This window comes from Streptomyces sp. NPDC060209 (assembly GCF_042728155.1).
In the GTDB taxonomy this organism is placed as follows: Bacteria; Actinomycetota; Actinomycetes; order Streptomycetales; family Streptomycetaceae; genus Streptomyces.
This window is the reverse complement of sequence record NZ_JBHWZS010000137.1, coordinates 1-21,390: the sequence shown is the minus strand read 5'-3', so window position 1 is coordinate 21,390 and position 21,390 is coordinate 1. Positions and strand designations below refer to the sequence as shown.

Annotated in this window: 19 protein-coding genes; 9 read left to right on the top strand and 10 right to left on the bottom strand. The window is 71.2% G+C overall.

Annotated features, from left to right (window positions below; all coding sequences use genetic code 11):
- The 8 genes from ACFWFI_RS24330 to ACFWFI_RS24295 all read right to left on the bottom strand — a co-directional run.
- Nucleotides 1-761, bottom strand: a 761-nt coding sequence (locus ACFWFI_RS24330; RefSeq protein WP_387393958.1) for a discoidin domain-containing protein, incomplete at its 3' end; no start/stop codon positions are given.
- Nucleotides 762-1,006: 245 nt separating this feature from the next.
- Complete coding sequence (locus ACFWFI_RS24325; protein WP_387393956.1) at nt 1,007-3,373, bottom strand: family 43 glycosylhydrolase; 2,367 nt, start codon at nt 3,371-3,373, stop codon at nt 1,007-1,009.
- Entirely contained in the window at nt 3,370-4,881 is a 1,512-nt protein-coding gene (locus ACFWFI_RS24320) for a sulfatase-like hydrolase/transferase (protein ID WP_387393954.1), read from the bottom strand. Before ACFWFI_RS24320 ends, ACFWFI_RS24325 begins: the two co-directional genes overlap by 4 nt.
- Complete coding sequence (locus ACFWFI_RS24315) at nt 4,878-5,861, bottom strand: aliphatic sulfonate ABC transporter substrate-binding protein (RefSeq protein ID WP_387393952.1); 984 nt, start codon at nt 5,859-5,861, stop codon at nt 4,878-4,880. The genes ACFWFI_RS24320 and ACFWFI_RS24315 overlap by 4 nt, the downstream gene beginning before the upstream one ends.
- Before the next feature lie 49 nt (nt 5,862-5,910).
- Nucleotides 5,911-6,690, bottom strand: a complete 780-nt coding sequence (locus ACFWFI_RS24310; RefSeq protein WP_387393950.1) for an ABC transporter ATP-binding protein — start codon at nt 6,688-6,690, stop codon at nt 5,911-5,913.
- Entirely contained in the window at nt 6,687-7,517 is an 831-nt protein-coding gene (locus ACFWFI_RS24305) for an ABC transporter permease (protein WP_387393948.1), read from the bottom strand. The genes ACFWFI_RS24310 and ACFWFI_RS24305 overlap by 4 nt, the downstream gene beginning before the upstream one ends.
- Entirely contained in the window at nt 7,514-8,728 is a 1,215-nt protein-coding gene (locus ACFWFI_RS24300) for an ROK family protein (RefSeq protein WP_387393946.1), read from the bottom strand. The genes ACFWFI_RS24305 and ACFWFI_RS24300 overlap by 4 nt, the downstream gene beginning before the upstream one ends.
- A 66-nt stretch (nt 8,729-8,794) precedes the next feature.
- Nucleotides 8,795-9,634 carry a formylglycine-generating enzyme family protein gene (locus ACFWFI_RS24295; protein WP_387393960.1) on the bottom strand — a complete coding sequence of 280 codons (840 nt, stop codon included), beginning with the start codon at nt 9,632-9,634 and terminating at the stop codon, nt 8,795-8,797.
- Between the two features lie 432 nt (nt 9,635-10,066).
- On the opposite strand from ACFWFI_RS24295, the gene ACFWFI_RS24290 reads away from it, so the two are divergent.
- The 8 genes from ACFWFI_RS24290 (at nt 10,067) to ACFWFI_RS24255 (ending at nt 19,349) form a co-directional block, all read left to right on the top strand.
- On the top strand, nt 10,067-10,834 hold the full coding sequence (locus ACFWFI_RS24290) for a hypothetical protein (RefSeq protein ID WP_387393944.1): 768 nt from the start codon (nt 10,067-10,069) through the stop codon (nt 10,832-10,834).
- A 119-nt stretch (nt 10,835-10,953) separates the two neighbouring features.
- Entirely contained in the window at nt 10,954-11,643 is a 690-nt protein-coding gene (locus ACFWFI_RS24285; protein ID WP_387393942.1) for a class F sortase, read from the top strand.
- Nucleotides 11,644-11,739: 96 nt separating this feature from the next.
- The gene (locus tag ACFWFI_RS24280) at nt 11,740-12,777 is read left to right on the top strand and encodes an MDR family NADP-dependent oxidoreductase (RefSeq protein WP_387393940.1); all 1,038 of its coding nucleotides are present in this window, start codon (nt 11,740-11,742) and stop codon (nt 12,775-12,777) included.
- Between the two features lie 31 nt (nt 12,778-12,808).
- A complete protein-coding gene (locus ACFWFI_RS24275) occupies nt 12,809-13,186 on the top strand; it encodes a MerR family transcriptional regulator (RefSeq protein WP_387393939.1) in 378 nt (125 codons plus the stop codon).
- A 98-nt stretch (nt 13,187-13,284) separates the two neighbouring features.
- Nucleotides 13,285-13,842 carry a DinB family protein gene (locus ACFWFI_RS24270; protein WP_387393937.1) on the top strand — a complete coding sequence of 186 codons (558 nt, stop codon included), beginning with the start codon at nt 13,285-13,287 and terminating at the stop codon, nt 13,840-13,842.
- A 199-nt stretch (nt 13,843-14,041) separates the two neighbouring features.
- Nucleotides 14,042-14,602, top strand: a complete 561-nt coding sequence (locus ACFWFI_RS24265; protein ID WP_387393935.1) for a dienelactone hydrolase family protein — start codon at nt 14,042-14,044, stop codon at nt 14,600-14,602.
- A 245-nt stretch (nt 14,603-14,847) separates the two neighbouring features.
- Nucleotides 14,848-18,135 (top strand): HEAT repeat domain-containing protein, encoded by a 3,288-nt coding sequence (locus ACFWFI_RS24260; RefSeq protein ID WP_387393933.1) that lies wholly within the window; start codon nt 14,848-14,850, stop codon nt 18,133-18,135.
- Nucleotides 18,099-19,349: a HEAT repeat domain-containing protein gene (locus ACFWFI_RS24255; protein WP_387393931.1), complete on the top strand. Its 1,251-nt coding sequence runs from the start codon at nt 18,099-18,101 to the stop codon at nt 19,347-19,349. The genes ACFWFI_RS24260 and ACFWFI_RS24255 overlap by 37 nt, the downstream gene beginning before the upstream one ends.
- A gap of 4 nt (nt 19,350-19,353) precedes the next feature.
- Here the strand turns inward: ACFWFI_RS24255 and ACFWFI_RS24250 are convergent, their stop codons facing one another.
- Entirely contained in the window at nt 19,354-20,019 is a 666-nt protein-coding gene (locus ACFWFI_RS24250; protein WP_387393929.1) for a DNA polymerase ligase N-terminal domain-containing protein, read from the bottom strand.
- Nucleotides 20,020-20,053: 34 nt separating this feature from the next.
- Nucleotides 20,054-20,575 (bottom strand): DUF4232 domain-containing protein, encoded by a 522-nt coding sequence (locus tag ACFWFI_RS24245; RefSeq protein ID WP_387393927.1) that lies wholly within the window; start codon nt 20,573-20,575, stop codon nt 20,054-20,056.
- 212 nt (nt 20,576-20,787) lie between these two features.
- Here ACFWFI_RS24245 and ACFWFI_RS24240 point away from each other — a divergent pair.
- Nucleotides 20,788-21,390, top strand: a 603-nt coding sequence (locus ACFWFI_RS24240; protein WP_387393925.1) for a glycoside hydrolase family 16 protein, incomplete at its 3' end; no start/stop codon positions are given.

Genomic DNA, 21,390 nt, shown 5'->3' with positions numbered 1-21,390 from the left:
GTGGTGTCGTCGGGCTTGAGGCCGAGTCCGGCGATGGAGGTGTAGAAGCCGATCTGGGCGTTGATGTTGTCGTACGTGCCCGGCTTGAACATCAGTGCATAGCGGCCCGTGCCGAACTGCGCGGACTCCTGCTTCTTGAAGATCTCGTCGACCTTGCCCTGGATGTTCGGAGTCGAGGGGTCGAAGACCAGCACGTTGGGGCCGAGGTCACCCCCGCCGGGGATCTGCGGGTCGCCGCCGCCGGTCGTGCCGAAGACCTGGAACTCCCAGAGGGAATGGCCGTATCCGGTGGCGCGCGCGGTGCCGGTCAGCCGGACGTAGCGGGCGGTGCCGGAGACGTTGAGGGTCTCGGTGCCGCCGGGGCCCGTGGTGGTGGAGTAGGCGGTGCTCCAACTGCTGTTGTCCGAGGAGAACTCGATCCGGTAGGCGGAGGAGTAGGCCGCCTCCCAGCGCAGCACGATCTGGCTCACCGAGGCTGCGGCGCCGAGGTCGATCTTGATCCACTGTGGGTCGGAGAAGGCGCTCGACCAGCGCGTTCCGTTGTTCCCGTCCACTGCCGCGGCAGCGGGAGTGCCGTCGTTCTCCTGGCTGGACGTGGTGACCGTCTTCCCCTGGGAGAGCAGCGCGGGTGCGGCGCTGGCGGGGGACTGGGGGATGAAGGCCAGGAGCGAGAGGACGAGACCGGCGATGACGGCCAGCACGCCGCTGCGTCTTCCGGTCGGCGCGAGCGGGGGTCTGTGGAGGTTCGGAGGTGCGTACACGGGGGGTCTCCTCTGTCGTGGGGCGGGTACACGACGCGCACAGCCGGAGAGCGCTCTCTCCGGCTGTGCGAGATACTCCACCCTTGTTACGAACGCGTCAAGAGATGTGCAACAACAGGTACATCAGGGCCTGTTGTCGACAAGAACTGATGACTGCGCCGTAGTGATGACCCCTCCTGGTGGTCCTCCTCGGTGACGCAACGTGAGATCTGACGGAGCATGGGTTCAGGAATTGGCGGATGGATTCACCGGGCGGCGTACGTCCGTACGTAGTCGAAGTCCGCCGTCGCCCCCGACCGGTTGTGGGAGACGAGGCCGATCTTCAGCGCGCCACGCACCGGCAGGGTCCAGGTCCCGCCCGCGGACCAGTGGACGCCGTCACGGCTGGTGGACGCGCGTACCTCGTGCTCCCCGTGCGCGGTGTCGTGGTGATAGGACATCCGCAGCCACATCGTGTCGGCCGTGGGGCCCCCGAACATCGGGGCGTTGGCCACAGACGTCGGCGGGGTGGTGGTGGGGCGCTCGCCCTCCTTGCCGAACTCGCTCACATCGAGCACGGCGCCGTCGCCGTTGGTGAGCGGCAGCACGGAATGGACGAGCTTGAACCACCGGTCGTCGTTCTCGTACAGGATGAGACCGGCCTGCTGGGCCGCCTGGTCGGGAGCGAACCGCAGTCTCGTCTCCACCGTGAAGTCGCCCTCGGGTGCGTCCCGCAGCAGCACGGAGGCCGTGTTGTTGCCCAGGTGGAGCTCCGCGTTCTGCGTCGGCCAGGAGAGCGCGCCGCCGGTCATGGTGACCCCCGCGGCCGGCCCGCGTACCCACTGCCAGGGGGAACCGGCACCCGTGCCCGGGACCGTGGCGGTGTCGAACTCGTCGCTGTGACCGGGGAGCAGACGCCCCGGCGGTGCGACGGCGACCCGCTTCGTCACAGGCCGGTACAGCGCGGCCGCACCCACGTTGTCCGCCGCCGCACCCGCACCTCGCGCGGCGGCGCCCACCGCCCCCTTGCGCACGGACGCGGCCGGCAGGTCGCGGGACTGCAGAGCCACCGGATCCCGCAGCCGGTCACCGGTCACCTCGGCCGTCAGCCGCTTCCCGCGTATCTCCACGGACACGTTGTTCCAGGTGTCCCAGGAGAATGCGGACGGCAGCGCGGTGACCTGCTCGCCACGGCTCCTGCCGCCCACGCGTACGTCGGTGACGAGCGCACCCCGCGCGCGGTCGAGCCAGGCCACGATCCTGTTGCCGGGGTCCCGGTAGGCGACGGTGAGCCCGGCCGCGCCGCCCGCCTCCGTCACCTTCAGGTCCGCCTCTGCCCGCAGGTCCGCGGGGGCGCGCCCGTCGGCGACGAGGTACGCGGCGTCCGTCCGGGAAGAGCCGGGGGTGTGCACCGCGTGGTCGCGTGCGGCCGGATCGGTCGCGGTGGACCAGCCGGTGGTGGCGGCGCCCTCGGCGCGCCAGCCCGTCAGGCCGCCCTCGTTGAAGGTTCCGCCGGCCGCCCACGAGGTGACCGGCGCGGTGGTCGGCCCGTCCGACGGTCCCGCTCCGGCCCGTACGACGGGCCAGCCGTCGATCCAGTCGAGCCGGTCGATGAGCATCGGGCGCCGGGTCAGCTTCAGGGTGCCGTTCGAGGCCGGTGCGAGGTCCGGCGACTCGGCGGGGATGCCGTGGTAGACCAGCCAGTCCTGGCCCGAGAGGTCGGTCTGGAGGGAGTTGTGGCCGGGGCCGATCCACCGGTTGCCGTTGGCCCCGGCGACCACGCCCGCCTTGCTGGTGAGGGCCATGAGATCGGTGCCCTCGTCGTCGGTGAACGGGCCGGTGGGGCTGGTGGACCGGCCCACCTTCACCTGGTAGCCGCTGTACGCGCCGTCGCAGCAGCCGGCGTCGGAGTAGAAGAGGTAGTAGAAGTCGTCGCGCCGCACGACGAAGCCGCCCTCGACCCGGCGCCCGCGGGCCACCTGTGTGACCTCGCCCTCGGTCCGGGTCAGGTCGGCGTTCAGCTTCGCGACGCAGATCGTGTCGTAACTGCCCCAGTACAGGTAGGGGGTGCCGTCCGTGTCCGTGAACTGCGCCTGGTCGATGTTGCCCGCCGGGCAGCCGCTCGGCGAGGGCAGCACGGCACCCCGGTCCGTCCACGGGCCCGTCGGTGAGGTGGACGTGACGAGTCCGACGGTGTTGCGCCCGGGTACGGAGTAGTAGAGGTAGTACCGGCCGAGGGCGTAGCGCACCTCGGGCGCCCACAGCCGCGAACCGTTGTGCCAGGCCGGCTTGTTCGCGGGAGTGAAGACCTCGCCCGCGTAGTCCCACGTCACCATGTCGGCCGAGCGCAGGATCGGCAGCATGCGCTCCCCGTCCTCACCCTTGCTCTGCATGACCGGGTTCTGGGTGCCGTAGGCGTACCAGAGGCCGTCCTTGCCGCGGATCATCGCGGGGTCGGGAAAGGTGTCGACGGCTCCGGTGGACACCGGGTTGGTGTACGTCGCCGCGGCGGCAGGACGGCTCTGTGCGCCGTGCGACGGAGCGGAAGCGAGGGTGAGCAGCCAGACCAGGGCGGCCGCCCCGGCCGCCCACCGGGGAAGGAGGCGGCCGCGGGCCGTTCGCGTGCGTCTCATGAGGTCTCCGTGAGGGTCCCGCCCGGATCCGCGGTCGCGGTCCAGGTCGTCTCATCGTTCTCGAAGGCGCTGAGGCTCGGGTCGTAGTCGGAGGCGCCGATGTCGTACATCGACGTCATCCAGTGGTAGAAGTTGTCGCCCCGGTCCCGCAGCAGCTCGTACAGCCGCCTCATCAACCTGGCCCGCACTTCCTTGAACTCGGGGTGCGTGTACCGGTTGCTGAGCTCGTGCGGGTCCGCCCGCAGGTCGTACAGCTCGTTGACGGACTCCGGGTTGACGACGAGCTTGTAGCGGTCGTCGCGGATCATCCGCTGCGGGTAGGGGAAGTGGTGACCGTGGAACTCCGCGACCAGCTCGCCCGGCCATTCCGGGTCCTCTCCCTTCACCAGTGGAACCAGGCTGCGGCTGTCCACCGCGGGGGACGGGTCGCAGCCCGCGAGTTCGAGGATCGTCGCGGTGCAGTCGGTGAGGCTGACCAGCTCGTCCCTGACCTGCGGGGCGGCCCCGGGGATCCGGATGATGCCGGGGATGCGGTAGATGTCCTCGTACATCGCCGGTCCCTTGTCATGGAGCCGGTGCGCGCCGGTGAACTCGCCGTGGTCCGCGGTGAAGAACACGGAGGTGTCCTCGCTGAGCCCCAGCTCGTCGAGGCGGGTGAGGATGCGCCCGATCTGCTCGTCGATCAGGGTGACGTAGCCCCAGTAGACGGCGATCAGCTTGCGGGTCGTCTCGATCGGGATGGTGTCGAAGGCCCAGTGCGCGCTGTAGTTGCGCTGCACCGGCGGTTTGCCCTCGAAGGTCTCGGCGATGGACGGCGGCAGCTCGACGAGTTCCGGATCGTAGAGGTCGAAGTAGGCGTCCGGCAGCAGATAGGGCAGATGCGGGCCGAAGAAGTGCGTGGCCAGGAAGAACGGCTCGTCGCCGGCCGCGTACCGTTCCAGGTGTTCGATGGCGCGGGTGGCGAGATAGTGCTCGAACGTCGCCTCCACCGGCTGGTGCAGCCGGGCGGCCAGGAGATTCCCCGGGTTCCCGCCCGGGGCCGTGCCCCGGATCGGTTCGGAGATGCGGTACGGGGGCAGCCCGTGCTCCTCCAGATACGCCAGGTAGTCCGGATGGTCGACGGGGTTGTGCCAGCCCGGCAGGTCGGGGCCCTCGAAACCGTACGAGGCGGCGTTGCGGTGGGTCCCGCCGTGCCACTTGCCGATGAGACCCAGCCGGTAGTCGCGTGCGGCGAGCGCCTCAGGGAAGGTGAAGGCGTCCTCGCGCAGGTCCTCCAGATAGCCCACGTTGCGCTCGTAGTTGGCGAGCAGCCTGTGACGGAAGGGCGCCTGCCCGGTGAGCAGACTCGCCCGCGCGGGGGTGCAGATCGCGGTGGGCGTGTAGAAGCGGTCGAAGCGCGTGCCGGTGGCGGCCAGCCGGTCCAGGTTCGGTGTGGCGACGTGCGGGTTGCCGTAACAGCCGAGGGTGTCCACCCGGTGCTGATCGGTCATCAGGAACAGCAGATTCACTTCTTGTACGCCTTCGTGTAGAGGTCACCCTCGTAGTACGTGTCCGCCGCCGGAGCCTTCTTGAGCTGGCCCGTGTCCACGAAGAACTCGCCGAGCCCGTCCAGCCAGCCGTCCACGGTGCCGTCCTCGGTCCTGGCCACCAGATCGGCAGTGGACAGCGTCTCCACGTTGGCCGCGTCCGCCGCCACCTTGGCGCGGTCGATCTTCAGCAGCGAAGCAGCCGCGTCGATGGCCTCGTCCGGGTGTTCGGCGCGCCAGTCGTTGGCCTTCTGGAGGACCTTGACGACCTTGCTGTTGAGCTTCTCGTCGCTCTTGGCGGGCGCCACGAAGGCGGTGGGGAACGCCCGGTCCTTGAAGTCCGCCGTACTCGCGACCTCGTTGAGCCCCGGCTTCTTCGCCTTGATGGTGTCGATCAGCGGATACCAGAGGCCCGCTCCGTCGATCTGCCCGGAGACGAAGGCCGAGACGATCGTGGACGGGTCCATCGGCACCTTCTCGATGTCCTTCTCCGACATCCCCGCCTTCTGAAGGGCGAGATTGAGTGCCATCGCACCGGAGGTGCCCTCGGGCACACCGACCTTCTTGCCCTTGAGGTCCTCGATGGAGCTGATGCCGGGCTGGGCTATGACCCGGTCGGCACGGGCGAGCGTGTTGATCGCGACGACCTTCGCCTTGCCCGACGCGGGCAGCCACATGGCGCCGGGGCCGATGTAGCCGAAGTCGAGGTTGCCCGACCCCAGCGCCTGGATCTGGAGCGGGCCGTTGGTGAACGTCGAGTACTCGGGGTTCAGCCCCTCCTCCTTCCACAGCCCCTGCTTGTCCGCGATGGCCAGCAGGCTCGCGCCGTTGTAGTCGCTGATGTAGCCGAAGCGGACGGTGGAGGCGCCGTCGGCTGACGAGTCGCCGGAGCATCCGGTGACGGAGAGTGCCAGGGCGGACACGGCGACGGCCGCCGTCAGGGCGCGCTGAGGTAGACGCATGGCGCAAGGTTCCTTAAAAGAGTTCGTGGGAGCGGGAGACGGGTGGGTTTCAGGCGGCCGGGGCGGCCGGGGTCTGGTGGTACACGGCGGTCCACACGGCGTTGCGGATCCGGGCGAACTCGGGCGAGAGCCGGATGGCTTCGGTACGCGGATAGGGCAGGTCCACGTCGATGACCGACTGGATCCGGCCGGGCCGCGCGGCCATCACCACGACGCGCCGGGCGAGATACACGGCCTCGTCCACGTCGTGCGTGATGAACAGGACGGTGCGCCGGTCCCGGCTCCAGGTGTCCAGGAGCTGGTCCTGGAGCTGGACCCGGGTCAGCGCGTCCAGCGCGCCGAAGGGCTCGTCCATCAGCAGTACCTGTGGATCGACGGCGTAGGCGCGGGCGATGGCGCAGCGCTGCTTCATCCCGCCCGACAGCGTCTTGGGCAGCGCGTCGGCGAAGTCGGTGAGGCCGACCAGGTCGATGGCGCGCTCCGCCCGCAGCTTCCGTTCCACGGCCGGCACGGACGCCAGCTTCAGCCCGAACTCGACGTTGCCGCGCACGGTCAGCCAGGGGAACAGCGCGTACTGCTGGAAGATCACCCCGCGGTCCGGACCGGGACCGGTGACCGGCCGCCCGTCGACGAGGACCTCGCCGGAGGTCGGGGCGGCGAGCCCGGCGGCCAGATTGAGCAGGGTGCTCTTGCCGCACCCGGACGGGCCGACGACGGTGACGAACTCCTCGTCACCGATGTCCAGCGACACCTCGTCCAGGGCGGTGAAGGTGGTCTTCTTCAGTGGAAAGGTCCGTGAGACGTTCCGGAAGGAGATCTTGGGGTTCATCGGGTCTCCTGCCAACGGGTGAGGCGTCGTTCGGCGAGCAGCAGCAGCCGGTCCATCAGAAGGCCGAGCAGGCCGATGGTGATCAGACCGACGAAGATGGTGGGGAGGTCGTAGTAGAGCTGAGCCGTCTGCATTCGGTGGCCGAGCCCTTCCTGCGCGGCGATCAGCTCCGCCGCGACGAGGGTTCCCCAGGCGGAGCCCAGCCCGATCCGCATCCCGACGAGGATGAACGGCGCGGAGGCGGGGACGACCACCTTGAGGAAGATCGTCCCGTCACGGGCGCCCAGCACCCGCGCCGCGTCGATGAGTGTCCTGTCGACGCCCACGACGCCCTGGAAGGCGGCCACGACGCTCGACAGGAACGCCGCCAGGAAGATCACGAACACCTTGGGAACCTCGCCGATGCCCAACAGCACGATGGCCAGCGGAATCATCGCCAGCGGCGGCACCGTACGGAAGAACTGGACGTACGGTTCCAGCAGCCCGCGCGCCACCGGGTACCAGCCCATCAGGAAGCCCACGGGCACGGCCAGCAGGGTGCCCAGCGCGAAGCCGGTCAGCACACGCCGCAGACTGGCCAGCGTGTCTTCGGCCAGCGTGCCGTCCGCGATCAGCTCGCCCGCCCTGCCCGCCACGGCGGCGGGTCCCGGCAGCGCCTGCACCCCGAGCGAGGCCAGCCACGCCCACACGCCGACGCCTGCCACCAGGGCGATCAGATTCAGGGCGATCGCGGGGACGCGTATGCCCTTCCGCCGGGGCTCGCGGGTGCGTACCGCGTTCTCCCGTACGGGAGCGTCCCGCTTGACGGGTGTCTCCGTGGAACTCATGTGGCGTCCTCGGGAAGGTCTTCGCTGCCCGGTTCCGGGTAGCGGGCGAGCAGAGGGGATTCATGGAGGGCGAGGGCCACTCCGCCGAGCGCCCCGCCCGCCTCGCCGAGACCGGCGGGCAGCAGCGTCACGCGCCCGCGGGCCAGCGGCAGGACATGCGCGTCGAGTGCCTCCTGCACGGGGGCGAGCAGCGCCTCACCGGCCCGGGCCAGTTCACCGCCCAGCACGATCACACCCGGGCCGACCGCGTTGACGACCCCCGCGAGCACCGCGCCGATCCTGGTTCCGGCCGCCCGCAGCACCTCGTGCGCCGCCGGGTTGCCGTTCTCGACCGCCCTCAGGAGCGTCGGGACGTCGTCCGCGCGTCCGCCCAGTGCGCGGTAGGAAGCGAGGACGGGCCCGATCGACGCGATCGTCTCCAGGCACCCCCTGCCCCCGCACTCGCACGGTCCGCCCTCGGGGTCGGCGGTGATGTGCCCGAGCTCGCCCGCCAGGCCGTCCACACCGCGGTGGAGCGAACCGTTCACGACGAGGCCGCCGCCCACTCCGTGCGAGAGCCGCAGGTACAGCACGTCCTGACTGGCCGCAGCCGCCCCCCAGGTCGACTCCGCGAGGGCGGCGAGCCGGGTGTTGTTGTCCAGCAGGACCGGGGCCCCGAACCGCTTGCCCAGCAGTCCGGCCAGGGTCGCCAGCGGTTCCTCCGGCGCGCCTCCGGCCGTCCGCACCGGGCCGACGACGCCGACCCCGACCGCACCGGTCGTGCCGAGGGAGGCCAGCCGGAGGGTGCCGCCGGCCAGGGAGGCGACCAGCCGCTCGGCCAGCTCCACCCGCCGCTCCCAGGAGAGCCCCGGGGGGTGGGCCCGGCTCGCCGAACCGATCACCTCGTGCGCCACGTTGGCGGCGGCCACATGGACGGCGCGGCGGGCGAAATCGATGCCGACGGCCTGGCCGGCCGCGGGGTTGAGCGTGAGGTGTTCCACCGGACGGCCACGCCGGCGCGGACCGGGTTCCGCGGCGGCGGCCACGACGGCACCGCTCGCGACCAGGGTCCCGACTATGTCGTACAGCGTGGTGCGCGACAGCCCGGCCTGGCGTCCGAGCTCGGCCCGGCTCTGTGGTCCGTGCCGGCGCAGCAGGCCGAGTACGCGTTCCTCGTGCCCGCGCCTCAGCCGCGAGAGAGGTCCACCGTGTGAGTGCATGGCGCCCAGCATGATGACCGCACGATTTTTAAGTCAATGACCCGGAAAAATATTCATGTTGCCGCAATGACGGCGGGATCAGGCCGTGCGCACGCAGCGGAAGCCGAGGTTCCCCGTGGTGCTGTCCGGTGTGTTGCGGGTACGGGCGGCCACCCGGTAGCGGTTGCAGTACGAGCGGTGGCACAGGTAGGAGCCGCCCCGCATCACCTTGGCGTCCCCCGTGCCCGGCCCGCGCGGGTCGCTCCGGCGCACCCCCGGGTGCGCGGTGCTCCACCAGTCCTGGCACCACTCCCAGACATTGCCCGCCATGTTGTACAGGCCGAAGGCGTTCGGCAGGTAGGCATCGACCGGGGCGGTGCCCGCGTAGCCGTCCTCGGCGGTGTTCTTCGTGGGGAAGTGCCCCTGCCAGATGTTGCAGCGGTGCTCTCCGTCCGGGGTCAGGTCGTCGCCCCACGGATAGCGGGCCTGCTCCAGGCCGCCCCGGGCCGCGTACTCCCACTCGGCCTCGGTCGGCAGCCGGGCACCGGCCCAACGGCTGTACGCGCGAGCGTCGTTCCAGGAGACGTGCACCACGGGATGGTCCTCATGGTCGTCGATCCCGCTGCCGGGGCCTTCGGGCGTGTCCCACCGGGCCCCCTCCACTCCGCACCACCAAGGAGTGCCGTCCGGCCGGCCCGCGCCACGCCGGAGCGCGGCCGGCAGGAACCCGGCGAAGACGTACGACCAGCCGAATCGCTCGGCCTCCGTCACGTAACCGGTGGCCGACACGAACTCCGCGAAGCGCAGGTTGCTCACCGCGTGCGCGTCGATGCGGAAGGCGGAGACCCGCACCTCGCGGACAGGGCCCTCACCGTCGGCCTTGAACCCCTCGGGGTCCTCGGTCCCCATGAGGAACGACCCGCCGGGCAGCAGCACCATGCCGTCGCCGGCCGCCCCGCTCCGGGCTGACGGCGACAGGGCGAGGCCGCCTGCCCGATCCGCCTGACCTGCATGTTCCGCCCATTCCCCCCGGGCGGGCGCAGCGGTCCCGGACGGGCCGTCAGACCTCCTGCGGCCGGGGGAGCAGCAGCCTTCGGGTGCGATGTCGTTCATGTGGCGATCCTACGAGCACCGCGGAAACCCCCTACACCGATGATCATCTTCGCCCAAACCTCCTCCCGGCGTGGCGTGCCGTCCAACGGGTGACATCCGGCTCCCTGTCACACGATGGGCCCACCGCGTCGCTCGAATGCGTCCCTCCCGAGTGGTGCGCCTCCGGATTACAGCTGACGGTGGATCACGTCGCCCCCGTGAACCGATGAGCCGACAACCAGCCGGCCAGCGCGGGAGTGGCGAAAGGACTGTGTACCCATGCGCTCTGCCCGCACCCTTTTCGCATCGGCCGCCGTCACGGCGGTCCTCGCGGTCTCCGTTCCCGCCGCATACGCCGTGACCTCGGCGGACGACTGGGACAAGGACAGCGGTTCCTCCGCCAGCAGCAACGACGACCGTGAGAAGCCGGACTCGTGGAAGCACGACAAGCCCGAGGGCGGCGTCCACGCCGGTGGCGGCGCGCTGGCCGGCGTTTCGGCCGACGACTGGGAGAAGGACAAGGCCAAGGACGAGGACAAGGACGAGGCCAAGGACGAGGACAAGGAGTCCGGTTCCGGCAGCAACGACGACCGTGAGAAGCCGGACTCGTGGAAGCACGAGAAGCCCGAGGGCGGCGTCCACGCCGGTGGCGGCGCGCTGGCCGGCGTTTCGGCCGACGACTGGGAGAAGGACAAGGCCGAGGACGAGGACAAGGAGTCCGGTTCCGGCAGCAACGACGACCGTGAGAAGCCGGACTCGTGGAAGCACGAGAAGCCCGAGGGCGGCGTCCACACCGGTGGCGGCGCGCTGGCCGGCGTGACGGCCGACGACTGGGAGAAGGACAAGGAGTCCGGCTCCGACAGCGGATCGGACAGCGAGAAGACCTGGAAGCACGAGAAGCCCGAGGGCGGCGTCCACACCGGTGGTGGCGCGATGGCGCTCTCCGGCAGCAGCCTGGCCGCCGGTTCGGTCCTGATGCTCGGTGGCCTGGGTGCGGCAGCGTACAAGCTGCGCCGCCGCAACGCCTCGGGTGCCGCGGCCGCCTGACCGGTGACCCGCACCACTGAATGAATCTGTCGTGGCCGCCGCCCTCTCCCGGGGCGGTGGCCACGCCGATTTCCCCCGTACAGCCGTCCGTACCCTCGCACGCGAAAGGCAGCATGCGCATGGCCGCCCCGCAGCCGACCGTCCCGGATTCACCTTCCCCTGCCCTCGGCCGTTCCCTGCTGTGGCCCGTCGCGGCGGTGGGGCTGGGCTTCCTCCTGGTCTACAACTCCTTCGACGCGTCGGCGGGAGTCCCGCCGGCCCCGGCCGTGGTGTCCCTCCCCGCCGCCTCCGCACCTGCCTCGCCCACCCCGTCGGCATCCGCGTCCACCGCTCCGCCCGAGTTGCCCCCGTCCTACCCGAAGCGGATCTCGATCAGGTCGATCGCGGTCGACGCCCCCTTCACACCACTGGCGATCGGCCCCTCCGGGCAGCTGGACGCGCCGCCCGCCGACGACGAGAATCTGGCGGGCTGGTTCAAGAACGGCGCCACCCCCGGAGAACGCGGCACCTCGGTGGTGGCGGGGCACGTCGACACCAAGACCGGCCCCGCCGTGTTCCTGCTGCTCAGCACCCTCAAGGCGGGCAACACGGTGGACATCACCCGTGAGGACGGCGTCGTCGCCACCTTCAAGGTCGACTCGGTCGAGACGTTCAGCAAGGAGGACTTCCCGGACGAGCGGGTGTACGCCGACAAGGGCACCGCCCAGCTGCGTCTGATCACCTGCGGCGGTGTCTACGACAAGAAGAAGAAGGACTACGAGGACAACGTGGTGGTGTTCGCCCACCTGGCCTCCGCCAAGAAATCCTGAGGCTGCCGGCCCTTGCCCCTGACGCACGGGTGAGGGCTTAACGTCTGCGTGCTTCCGGCCGGCCGGGTCCGAAGCACGCAGACGAGGAGTCCGCCCATGACCGCACGCCCGACCCTGCCCCGTACGTCCCGGGAGGTACGGCTCGCCGCCGGACCCGAAGGCCTGCCGCGCCCCGAGCACTTCCACGTCGTGGAGAGCCCGCTGCCGCGGCCGGGGGAGGGGGAGGTGCTGGTGCGGAACAGGTACTTCCAGGTCTTCCCCGCCCTGCGCACCCTCGTCGGCGGCGGGGTGGAAGGCGCACCCTTCCCCGGTGTGGCTCCCGGGGACACGCTGTTCGGCCCGGCCGTCGGCGAGGTCGTGGCCCGGCCGGGATCCGCCGGACCGCCCCTGGGCGCGCAGGTCTCGCACTTCCTCGGCTGGCGGGAGTACGCGGTGGTGCCCGCGGCGGAGTGCACCCTGCTCGGCGACGGCGAGCTCCCCGACCCGGCAGCACATCTGTCCCAGGGCTCCCTGGCGTACACGGCGCTCACCCGGGTCGCGGAACTCAGGGCAGGGGAAACCGTGTTCGTGTCGGGCGGGGCAGGGGGGATCGGCTCCATGGCGGGTCAGATCGCCAGGCTGCTCGGGGCCGGACGTGTGATCGGGAGCACGGGCTCACCGGCCAAGGCCGAACGGATGACGGGAAGCCTCGGATACGACGCGGTCGTACTGAGGGGCTCGGAGGGTTCCCTGTCCGCCCGGCTGGCCGAAGCGGCACCCGAAGGTATTGATGTCTTTGTCGACATGGTCGGGGGAGAGCAGCTACGGGCCGCGGTGGGGGCGGCGCGACCCGGCGCCCGGTTCGTCCTGGTCGGGACGCTGGCGGGCCAGCTGTCCGACAAGGGTGGCGGCGTCACGGCTCCGGTCGAGATCGACACCTTCCAACTGGTCGTCAAGCGGATCACGATGCGGGGGATCACCGGGCTGGACCATCCGGAGGCCCACGGCGAATGGACCCGGAAGTTCGGCGAATGGCTGCGTTCCGGCGACATCACCTTTCCCCATGTCCGGATCAGGGGCATGCACAACGCACCTGGCGCGTTGCACGATTTGATGGCCGGACGGCATCTCGGCACGGTGGTGGTCGAGCTGTAGCACCGGAACGGCACGACAGCGGGGGTGGGGTATGCGGATCGGTGACGCCGCGGCGGCTGCCGGGACCACGCCGAGAGCACTTCGGTTCTACGAGGAGCGAGGGCTGCTGCCCCCGCCGGCGCGCAGTACCACGGGACAGCGGCAGTACGGCTCACGGGATGTCGCCCGGGTACGGGTCATCCGCGAACTGCTGGCCCTGGGGCTCACGGTGGAGGACCTGGGGCATTGCGCGGACCGCCTCGACCTGCTGATGGACGATCCGCCGCAGCGGTGCGGTGCCTCCGGCGAGGGGGACGCCGGGAGCCCTGGGGTCGCCGCGCGGAGGCTGGCGGTGCTCGACGCGGAGATCGACCGGCTGACCCGGCTGCGCGGTCAACTGGCCGCCCGGGTCGGCCCGGCCTCCCCGTAAGCGGATCGCCCCGTTCGCGGCCGGAGGGCGCTGAGGCAGTTGCGGATCATTGCTGGATGCCAGGGTGGTCGAGTGCAGCAGCTGAGTATGCTCTGGTCATGAGCGAATCAACTCCCCCGTCCGCTTCGTCCGCGGCTGACTCTGAGGTGGAGTCCCTTCGCTCAGTTCTTGAGCGCAACCGGCGGACCTTCGCCTGGAAGACGTCAGGGCTTGATCAGAAGGATCTGCGCGCGACCACAGCCGCCAGTTCGATGACGCTCGGTGGTCTCGTCAAGCATGTGGCCTTGGTGGAGGCGGACTGGCTGGCTGTGAAGCTGGCTGGCCGTGAATACGGAGCCCCTTGGGACGCTGTGGACTTCGATGCCGACCCTGATTGGGAATGGCGCACCGGGGCGCTGGACTCTCCGGAAGATGTCTGCACGGTGTGGCGAAACGCTGTCGAGCGATCACGCGAGCTCGTGGCTGAGGTCATCGAGGAGCGCGGGCTTGACGGACCGGCCTCCTTCACCTGGCCGGACGGTGGTACACCCACCGTGCGCGACATGCTCTTGGACATGATCGAGGAATACGCGCGGCACACGGGCCACGCGGACATCCTTCGCGAGGCAGTGGACGGCCGCGTCGGCGAAGGTGCGCCCAAGGACTTCACCTTCTGACGAGCTCGTGCGTGGTTGCCGGCCGTGCGCTCGGGCGACCGGCTCCTGGCCCCCTCGGCCGTCCTCCGGTACGGCGCCATGCACAAGTGCTCGACTGCGGGTCCGTGTGGACCGCAACCTCATGCTGAGACCGGCGCAGTGCGGTTCCTGTTCGCCGAGCGAGCCGGTCGCGCCCGACCCGGTGGGGCACGATGACGACATGGTTCACATCGCGTTGTTCCACTCAGTCCTCGGTCTGCGCCCGTTTGAACTCCTCGCCGCCGAGCGGCTGCGACGCGCCGGGCACGAGGTCGTAACGCCGGACCTCTTCGGCGGCGGGAACGCGGCGACTCTCGATCAGGGATTCCAGCTGCTTGACGAGGTCGGCTGGGTGACCGTGGCCGATCGCGCGCGGCAGGCCCTCAGTGGTATGCCGGATGACACCGTGCTCGTCGGTGTCTCCATGGGTGTAGGTGTCATCGCCGATCTCTGGCCCGAGCGCACAGCTGCCGCCGGCGTTGTTCTCCTGCACGCGACCGCCGATCTTCCGCCAGTGATTCGTCCAGGTATGAGGGTGCAGTTGCACGCTGCTGAGCCGGACGATTTCGCGCCGCCCCAGCGCGTTGCGGCGCTCTGCCGAGCGGCGCAGGAACGGGGCGTCGACCTGGAGATCTTCCGCTATCCGGGCGTCGGCCACTTCTACACCGACCCTGAACTTCTGGACCATGACCCGGGCGCAGCAGAGCTGACCTGGCGCCGGGTGCTGGACTTCCTCGGCTGAGGCTCTTTGTCGATCGACGTCGACTGCTCTCGCCTCCTCCGGGAGCCGTCACTCGGGCTGATCCGTAGGCAGACTCGTAAAGCCGCATCTCACCAGGGTTCGGTCCAACTGCCCTCAGCAATCGGCGAGCTCGCACGGTTTGCTGTTCAACACGCTGGACCTGACAGGGAACGTGGCCCCGGCCGGTCCGCCGAGGCGTCGGTATCCACTGGATGAGCCGGCCCGTACACACCTAATATCCGACGGTGACCACGACCTCCACCGACGCGCGGATGCAGCAGCGATACACGGGCGGTCCGGCGCGCGACATGGTCGCGGACGTATGCCCGGTCTCCGAGCTCGGGCCGCTCATCGGACACGAGGACGCCCGTACGCGGTATCTGGGGCTCACCCTGCTGTCCCAGCGGGTGGCCGGGCCCGGGCTGCCGGCCGGTGAGGCGGCCGAGCTGGCGGGACTGCTGCCGCGTGACATGCCGGAGTCGCCGGACGAGTCGCTCCTCCTGGCCGGGCTCCACGCACGGCTCGGGATCCACCTCCCGCGCCGGCGGCTGCCGGCCTGGCGCACGGCACCGCTGCAGGAGCGGGTGCGGATCGCCTGGCTGCGTGCCGAACTCCTCACCAGCCCTTCGGCGCTGCGGAACGAGCAGCCCGGCGAACCCCTCTACCAGGCCGTGCGCGGCATCGACGCCGGTGACGCCCACCGCCCGGACCGGCTCGTGGCCGAACTCCTGGGCTCCCGAGCCCCCGTCCTCCGCGCGGAGGCGGTCCGGCTGATCCGGCAGGGCCTGCACGCGGGCCTGCTGGCTCCCGACCTCGCCAGAGCTCATCTGGCCGGGCTGCTCGGGGACCCGGTCGACCCGGTCGTCGCCGCCGCCGTCCTGGAGGAGCTGGCCGAGCCCTGGGCGGCGTCGGCCCCTCTGCCCGCAGCCCGCTTCATCCCGTTTCTCGACTCCCACGCTGCCCCGACTGCGGCTCTCGCCCTCACCGCCGCGGCCCGGCACGGGCACGGCGCACTGTTGCCCCGGACGGCGTCCGACCCCACCGCGCCTCCGGCACTACGACGCCTGGCCATGGAGCTCCTCGGCGACCTGGCGGAACGCGATGACGTCGGCGGGCTCCTGGACATCGCCGCCCAGGACCCGTTGTTGCTCGGCGGGCCCGCGGTGAGCTGCCTGCAAGGACTCCACCGGCGCGGGCACTTCCCCGAGGCGTCCCAGGCGCCGGTCCTCGTCGGCCTGGCGCTGGCCGATCACTCGATCGATCCCCGTACGGTCGCGACCATCCTCTACACCTGCCGCAGGACGACGCTGGACCTGCTGGTCGACGCCCCGCCGGACGACCCGAGCTGGCCCCGCCGGCTCGTCCTGCTCGTCGCCCTGGCCGGGCAGGGGACAGGTGACCTCCCCATCGGGGCGGCCGTCACCCGCCTGCTCCCCTCCGCGCGCGTACCCGCGCCCTTTCTCGACGCGATCCGTGAACTCCGGCACGAGGGCGCCGAGGAGGCCGTGCTCGCCCTGCTGCCCGAAGCCCCGGCGGCGGCCCTCGACACGCTCGAAGCCATCGGCGGACCCCGCACGGTCGCCGCCCTCACCGAAGCGCTCGGCCCGGACGCCGACGGCCGAGGCATCGCTCCCTACCTCCGCCCGGTGCGCCACCGAGCGCTCGAACTCCTGTGGCAGCTCAACACCGACCCGGACCTTCGACGCCACCTCCTCGGCCGTGTCGATCCCACCGCGCTGCCCCCGGCGGTCGCGGCCGACCTCGGAGCCCCGGACGAGCGGGAACTGGCACTGCTGGCCGCCGGTCCGGAGCCCGGCGATCCGGTCGCGGCACTGTGCGCGCTCGCGGCCCACGGCAGCGCGGCCACCCTGCCTGCCGTCACCGGCCTGCTGCTGCGGGTCGTGGTCGAACTGGCAGCGTCATGGGAGACGGTGGAGACGGGCCCGGAAACGGCCCGGGCCGAGGAACCCGTAGTTCCCCAGGAGATCCTGGACGCCGTACGCGGTCTGGGCGGCCGTCTTCACGAGCGGCGCAGGATCAGGCCGTCCTGTCTGCTCGGCGCCCGGGACGCCCGGGAGGCGGGCGACGCGCTGGTCGCAGGGATCGCACTGGACCTGCTGGACCGGCAGGGCCTGCCGGCCCGTCAGCAGTCGATCCTGCTCGAAGTCCTGCGGCGCGCACCGTCCACCCAGTCCCGCCCGCGTGTGCACCGGCTGCTGCGTCACCGTGATCCGCATGTGCGCAAGCAGGTGATCGCGCTCCTGGGCGCGGGCGCGGCGGGCGAGGACGCGCAGGCCCTCTCGGCCACCCTGATCGCGCTGACCCGGGCCGACGACATCCAGACCGTACGGCAGTCGCTGCTGGCTCTCGGCCACGCGGAGGCACGATGGGCCTGCCCGGCGATCACCGCTCTCCTCTCCCACCCCACCATGAACATCAGGAAGACCGCCGCCTCGACCCTGGTGCGCGCAGGGACACCGGCCGCCGTGCCCGGCCTCCTGCGCGCGCTCGGCCGCAACGACAACCCGGGGCTGCGCGCCGGGCTCGTCGCCGCACTGCGAGCGGTGCTGGGTGATGCCTGCACGGCCACGCTCCTCGCCGCCGCCGAGCGCTCCCAGGACCCCCGTGAGCGGGCGCTGCTGCTGCGAGGTCTCGACGGCGCCCTCGCCTCCCGCACGGTCCTCGCCCTGGCCGATCAGGGCTCCCAGGTCCTGCCGGACCTGCTCGCTCCGGTGGCGGACGGCCGGATCCGTCTCGGGGCGGGAACCACCGCCGATCTCGCGGAGCTGTCGGCCGGGCACGGGATCACGGTGTCCGGTCACCCGTCCGACGCGGAGTCCTGCGCCGCCGTGCTCATCGGCCACGGCTGGAACCCCCCGGTCGCCCTGCGCCTGGCGGACAGCCAGGAGGCCCTGCCGGCACGGCTCCTGCGGGAGCTGCGGCCGATGCTGGCGGACTGGCTGCGCCTGGCCCGGTCCGTGCCGGAGGCCGCCCGGGGCAGGGTCCTGGGCCTCGTCCTGCGGATGTGCCCCGCGCCGTGGCAGACCGACGAGTCGGAGCACTTCGCGGATTCCGCCCGGTTGCTGGTGGAGGGGCTCGCCGGCGAGCAGGAGCACCGGCCCGGTCTCCTCTCCGTACTCCAGGCCGTGGCGCCCCGGCTGCCCGGCACGGAGCGCATGGCGGTCGCCGATGCCGTACGCGCCATGTCGCCCCCGCAGCACGTGCGGGCACTTCGGCTGCTCCGTGCCTGCGATGCGGTGCTGGGCAGAGACGATCTGGACCGGGCCCTCGCCGCCGCCCGCTTCGGCACCGACGTCCAGGAGACCGAAACCGCCGTGCTGCGTGAGGTGTTCGGCACGCCGGGCCCGCCACGCCCGAGGCCGAGGCCTGGCGGTCCACGCTGCGCGCGGCCCTCCGCACACGCCGGGCACTGGTGGAGTTCCGGCTCGGCGGCCACCGGTGCCCGCCGGACTCACGGCAGCGCCTCGGAGTCCTCATGGCTGCCTTTCCCGATGCCGGCGACGATGGTGTGAGAGCCCTCCTCGTCGACTGGATGACGTGCCTTCAGCCCCTGGGCGTACCGCCGTGGACGCTCGCCGAGACAGCGGGCCCGGCTTCGGAAGTCGTACGCGACGGCGATCTCGACCAGCCGCGTTCCGCCGCGCAGCGCGCCCGGCTGCTGGTCATGCTGGACGCGCCCGACGCCGGCCGCAGAGCGGGGGCCGCCCGGCAGCTCCTGGACTGGCCGGAGCCGGAGCCGGCCGAGGCGGTCCTCGACGTGTACCTCCGAGGACGTATCCCCCTGCCGTCCGGAGCCCGCCTGGCCCAGACGCTGGTCACCGTCGATCCGGCCGTGCTGAGCGATGGGGGGATCATGCCCGCCAGGGTGGTCAGACTCGCCGGGCAACTCGGGCCCTGGGATCTCGTGCCGTTGATCCCGCTGCTGCTCGGATGGTGGGAGCACGGCCCTGCCGGCCTCCGGACGGAAGCCGGTCACGCCCTGCGCGGGGCGCCCGCCGATGTGCTGGCGGACCACCTCCGGCCGCGGCTCGCGGCGGGTGCATGGGGTTTCCTGGACCTGCTGACCGGCCGGCGGCTGCTGGCCTCCCCGGACATGACGCGGATCCGGGAGCGGCTGAGGGTGGAAGGGCGCGACGACCTCGCCGAGAGGCTCCTCCTGGACGAAGGGCCGGGATCCGCTTCACGGACGTCGGCTCCCCCCGGAGCGGTCCACCGTCCCGTGCGGGCGGAACTGCTCCGCCTGGCCCGTACAGGAGGCCCTGAGCAGATCCGCAGAGCCCTCTCCCGCCTCGCGGAGGAGCACAACGGCCGGGCCCCGGACCGCGACCCCGCGCTGAGGGAGGTCATCGGCGAACTGCTGGCCCATCCCAGGCCCAAGGTCAGGCTGCACGCCCACCGGACCTCGCGCGCCATGCTGGACCGGCCGGCCCACCTGCTCCATACCGCCGTCCTGCTGGACGATCCGCAGCCCGACATCAGCCGCATGGCGATCAGAACGCTCTGCCACGCCTCCTGGGAACCCGCTGTTCCCGCGCTGGTCGCTCTGCTGGACCACACGCATCCGGCGGTTCGCGAAGAGGCCGCCGAGGGGCTGCTGCTGATGCGCGCAGCGGCGGTTCCCGCTCTGCGGCACGCCGTCGGGCATGCCCGTCCCGACAAGCGGTCCCGCTACACCTGCCTCCTGGAGCGGCTCACCGGGCCCGACGACGGGGCGCCCCCGCCGTGAGTTCTCAGCGGGCGCCCTCCCGGTCCGCCACGGCGACCTGGTGCAGTGTGCGGCCGGTGCGGGCCGAGCGCGCGTGGTACGGATCGGGGGTGCCCGGCCGGTCGTGGACGGCCTGCCGGTCGTTGGCCTTGATCAGCAGCCAGGCCTCCGGCCCCCGGGTCCCGTCCTCGTCGTCCATACGGAAGCGGGTGAGGGCGAATTCGCCGTGCAGCTTGGCCCCGTCGAGCCAGAACGTGGCGTGCCCGCCTTCCAGGGATTCGGCGAACGGGACGGGGGCGCCCGCAAGGTCGTGACTGGTCGGGCGGTAGGTGCCCTGGTCCCAGACGATCACGGTGCCGCTGCCCTGCTCGTCCCGCGGAATGACGCCTTCGAACTCGCGGTACTCCAGAGGGTGGTCATCCGTCGGAACCGCCAGCCGTTTGTCGCTCGGATTGTCCGACGGGCCGCGCGGAACGGCCCAGGACTTCAGGACGCCGTCGACCTCGAGCCGGAAGTCGAAATGCATTCGCCGGGCGTCGTGGATCTGCACCACGAAACGCCGTGTGCTCTCGCTGTCCACGCCTGATCCTTCCGCCGGTGCGGTCGGACGGTGCGCGCCCGCCCGGCCGAGGCCGCGCGAGCCCCGCACAGTCCATGTCTCCACTGTGCCGCCGCCCACGGCACGCCGCATGGCGGCGGAACGGTGGAGCCCGCGCGGAGAGCCGTCAGCCGGTGTACCGCTCGAGTGCCGCGTCGGCCGCCGCGCTCGACGGGTGCCACCAGGTGGTGACCGGCTCCCAGACCCGGATCCCGTCCGGCGCCCCCAGACCGGCGGCCTCGAAGGTCCGCCCGCGGTGAGCGGGGTTCCCGGCGACCGTCAGCCGGTCCACCACCCGCAGCTCCGTGGCCGACGGATCCAGGGTGCGTACCGCGGCGTAGGCGGAACCGCCGGCCGGTACGCGGTACGCACCGCTCCCGCCCTCGGGCACCGGCAGAGCGGGGCCGTCCAGATCGCCGAAGACGACCGTGGGGATGCGGTCGACGACGCAGACCTGCCGACTGTGGTTGGTGACGCTGATCCGCACCGTCTCGGGCTGGTCCGAGGCCGCAGCGGTCACCTCCAGGCTGCTCTCCCGGCAAGTGGGAGGAGCGGGCGCGGCAGCGGAGGAGGAGGCCGGCGTCAGCAGGGCGAGGGCCAGGGCCACGGCAAAGGTGGCGGGAAGGGCTACTTCGGTACGGATGCGCATGGGATGTCCGTTCCCCGTCGCGGCGACTTCTACCCGTACCCGCCCGGTCTGGACCAGATCCTTGACGGGCCTCGGACCACTGCCTTAAATCAAGTGTTGAAAGATACGCCTGGGGCGATCGCGCCAAGCGTTCACCTCTCGGCGTAGACCTGTCATGCGCATGACCGTCATTCCCCCCAGAGAACTGTCATCCCCCCACCCGAAACGATGTGATGACTGTGCCTTCCCCCCACCACGCCGTGCGTCGCCCCTCGAGGAGGCGCCGTACGACGCTGTACACCGCTCTGTCCCTGCTCTGCTGCTCCGTGGCCATGACCGCACTGCCCGCCGGAGCCTCGGCCGCACCCGACCCCCACACGGCTGCGTCCTCCACGGCTTCCCGGGCGGCACAGGCCGTCGCCTTCGCCGACGAGTTCGACGGACCCGCGGGCTCCGCCGTCGACGGCGGCAAATGGCAGACCGAGACCGGCGACAACGTCAACAACCACGAACGGCAGTACTACACGGCGGGCAACAGCAACGCCGCCCTCGACGGCCAGGGCAACCTCGTCATCACCGCACGCAAGGAGAATCCCGGCAACTACCAGTGCTGGTACGGGACCTGCGAGTACACCTCGTCCCGCCTCAACACCTCCGGCAAGTTCACCCAGACGTACGGGCATGTCGAGAGCAGGATGAAGATCCCGCGCGGCCAGGGCATATGGCCCGCCTTCTGGATGTTGGGCGCCGACATCGGCAGCGTCGGCTGGCCCAACAGCGGTGAGATCGACATCATGGAGAACGTCGGCTTCGAACCGGGCACCGTCCACGGCACC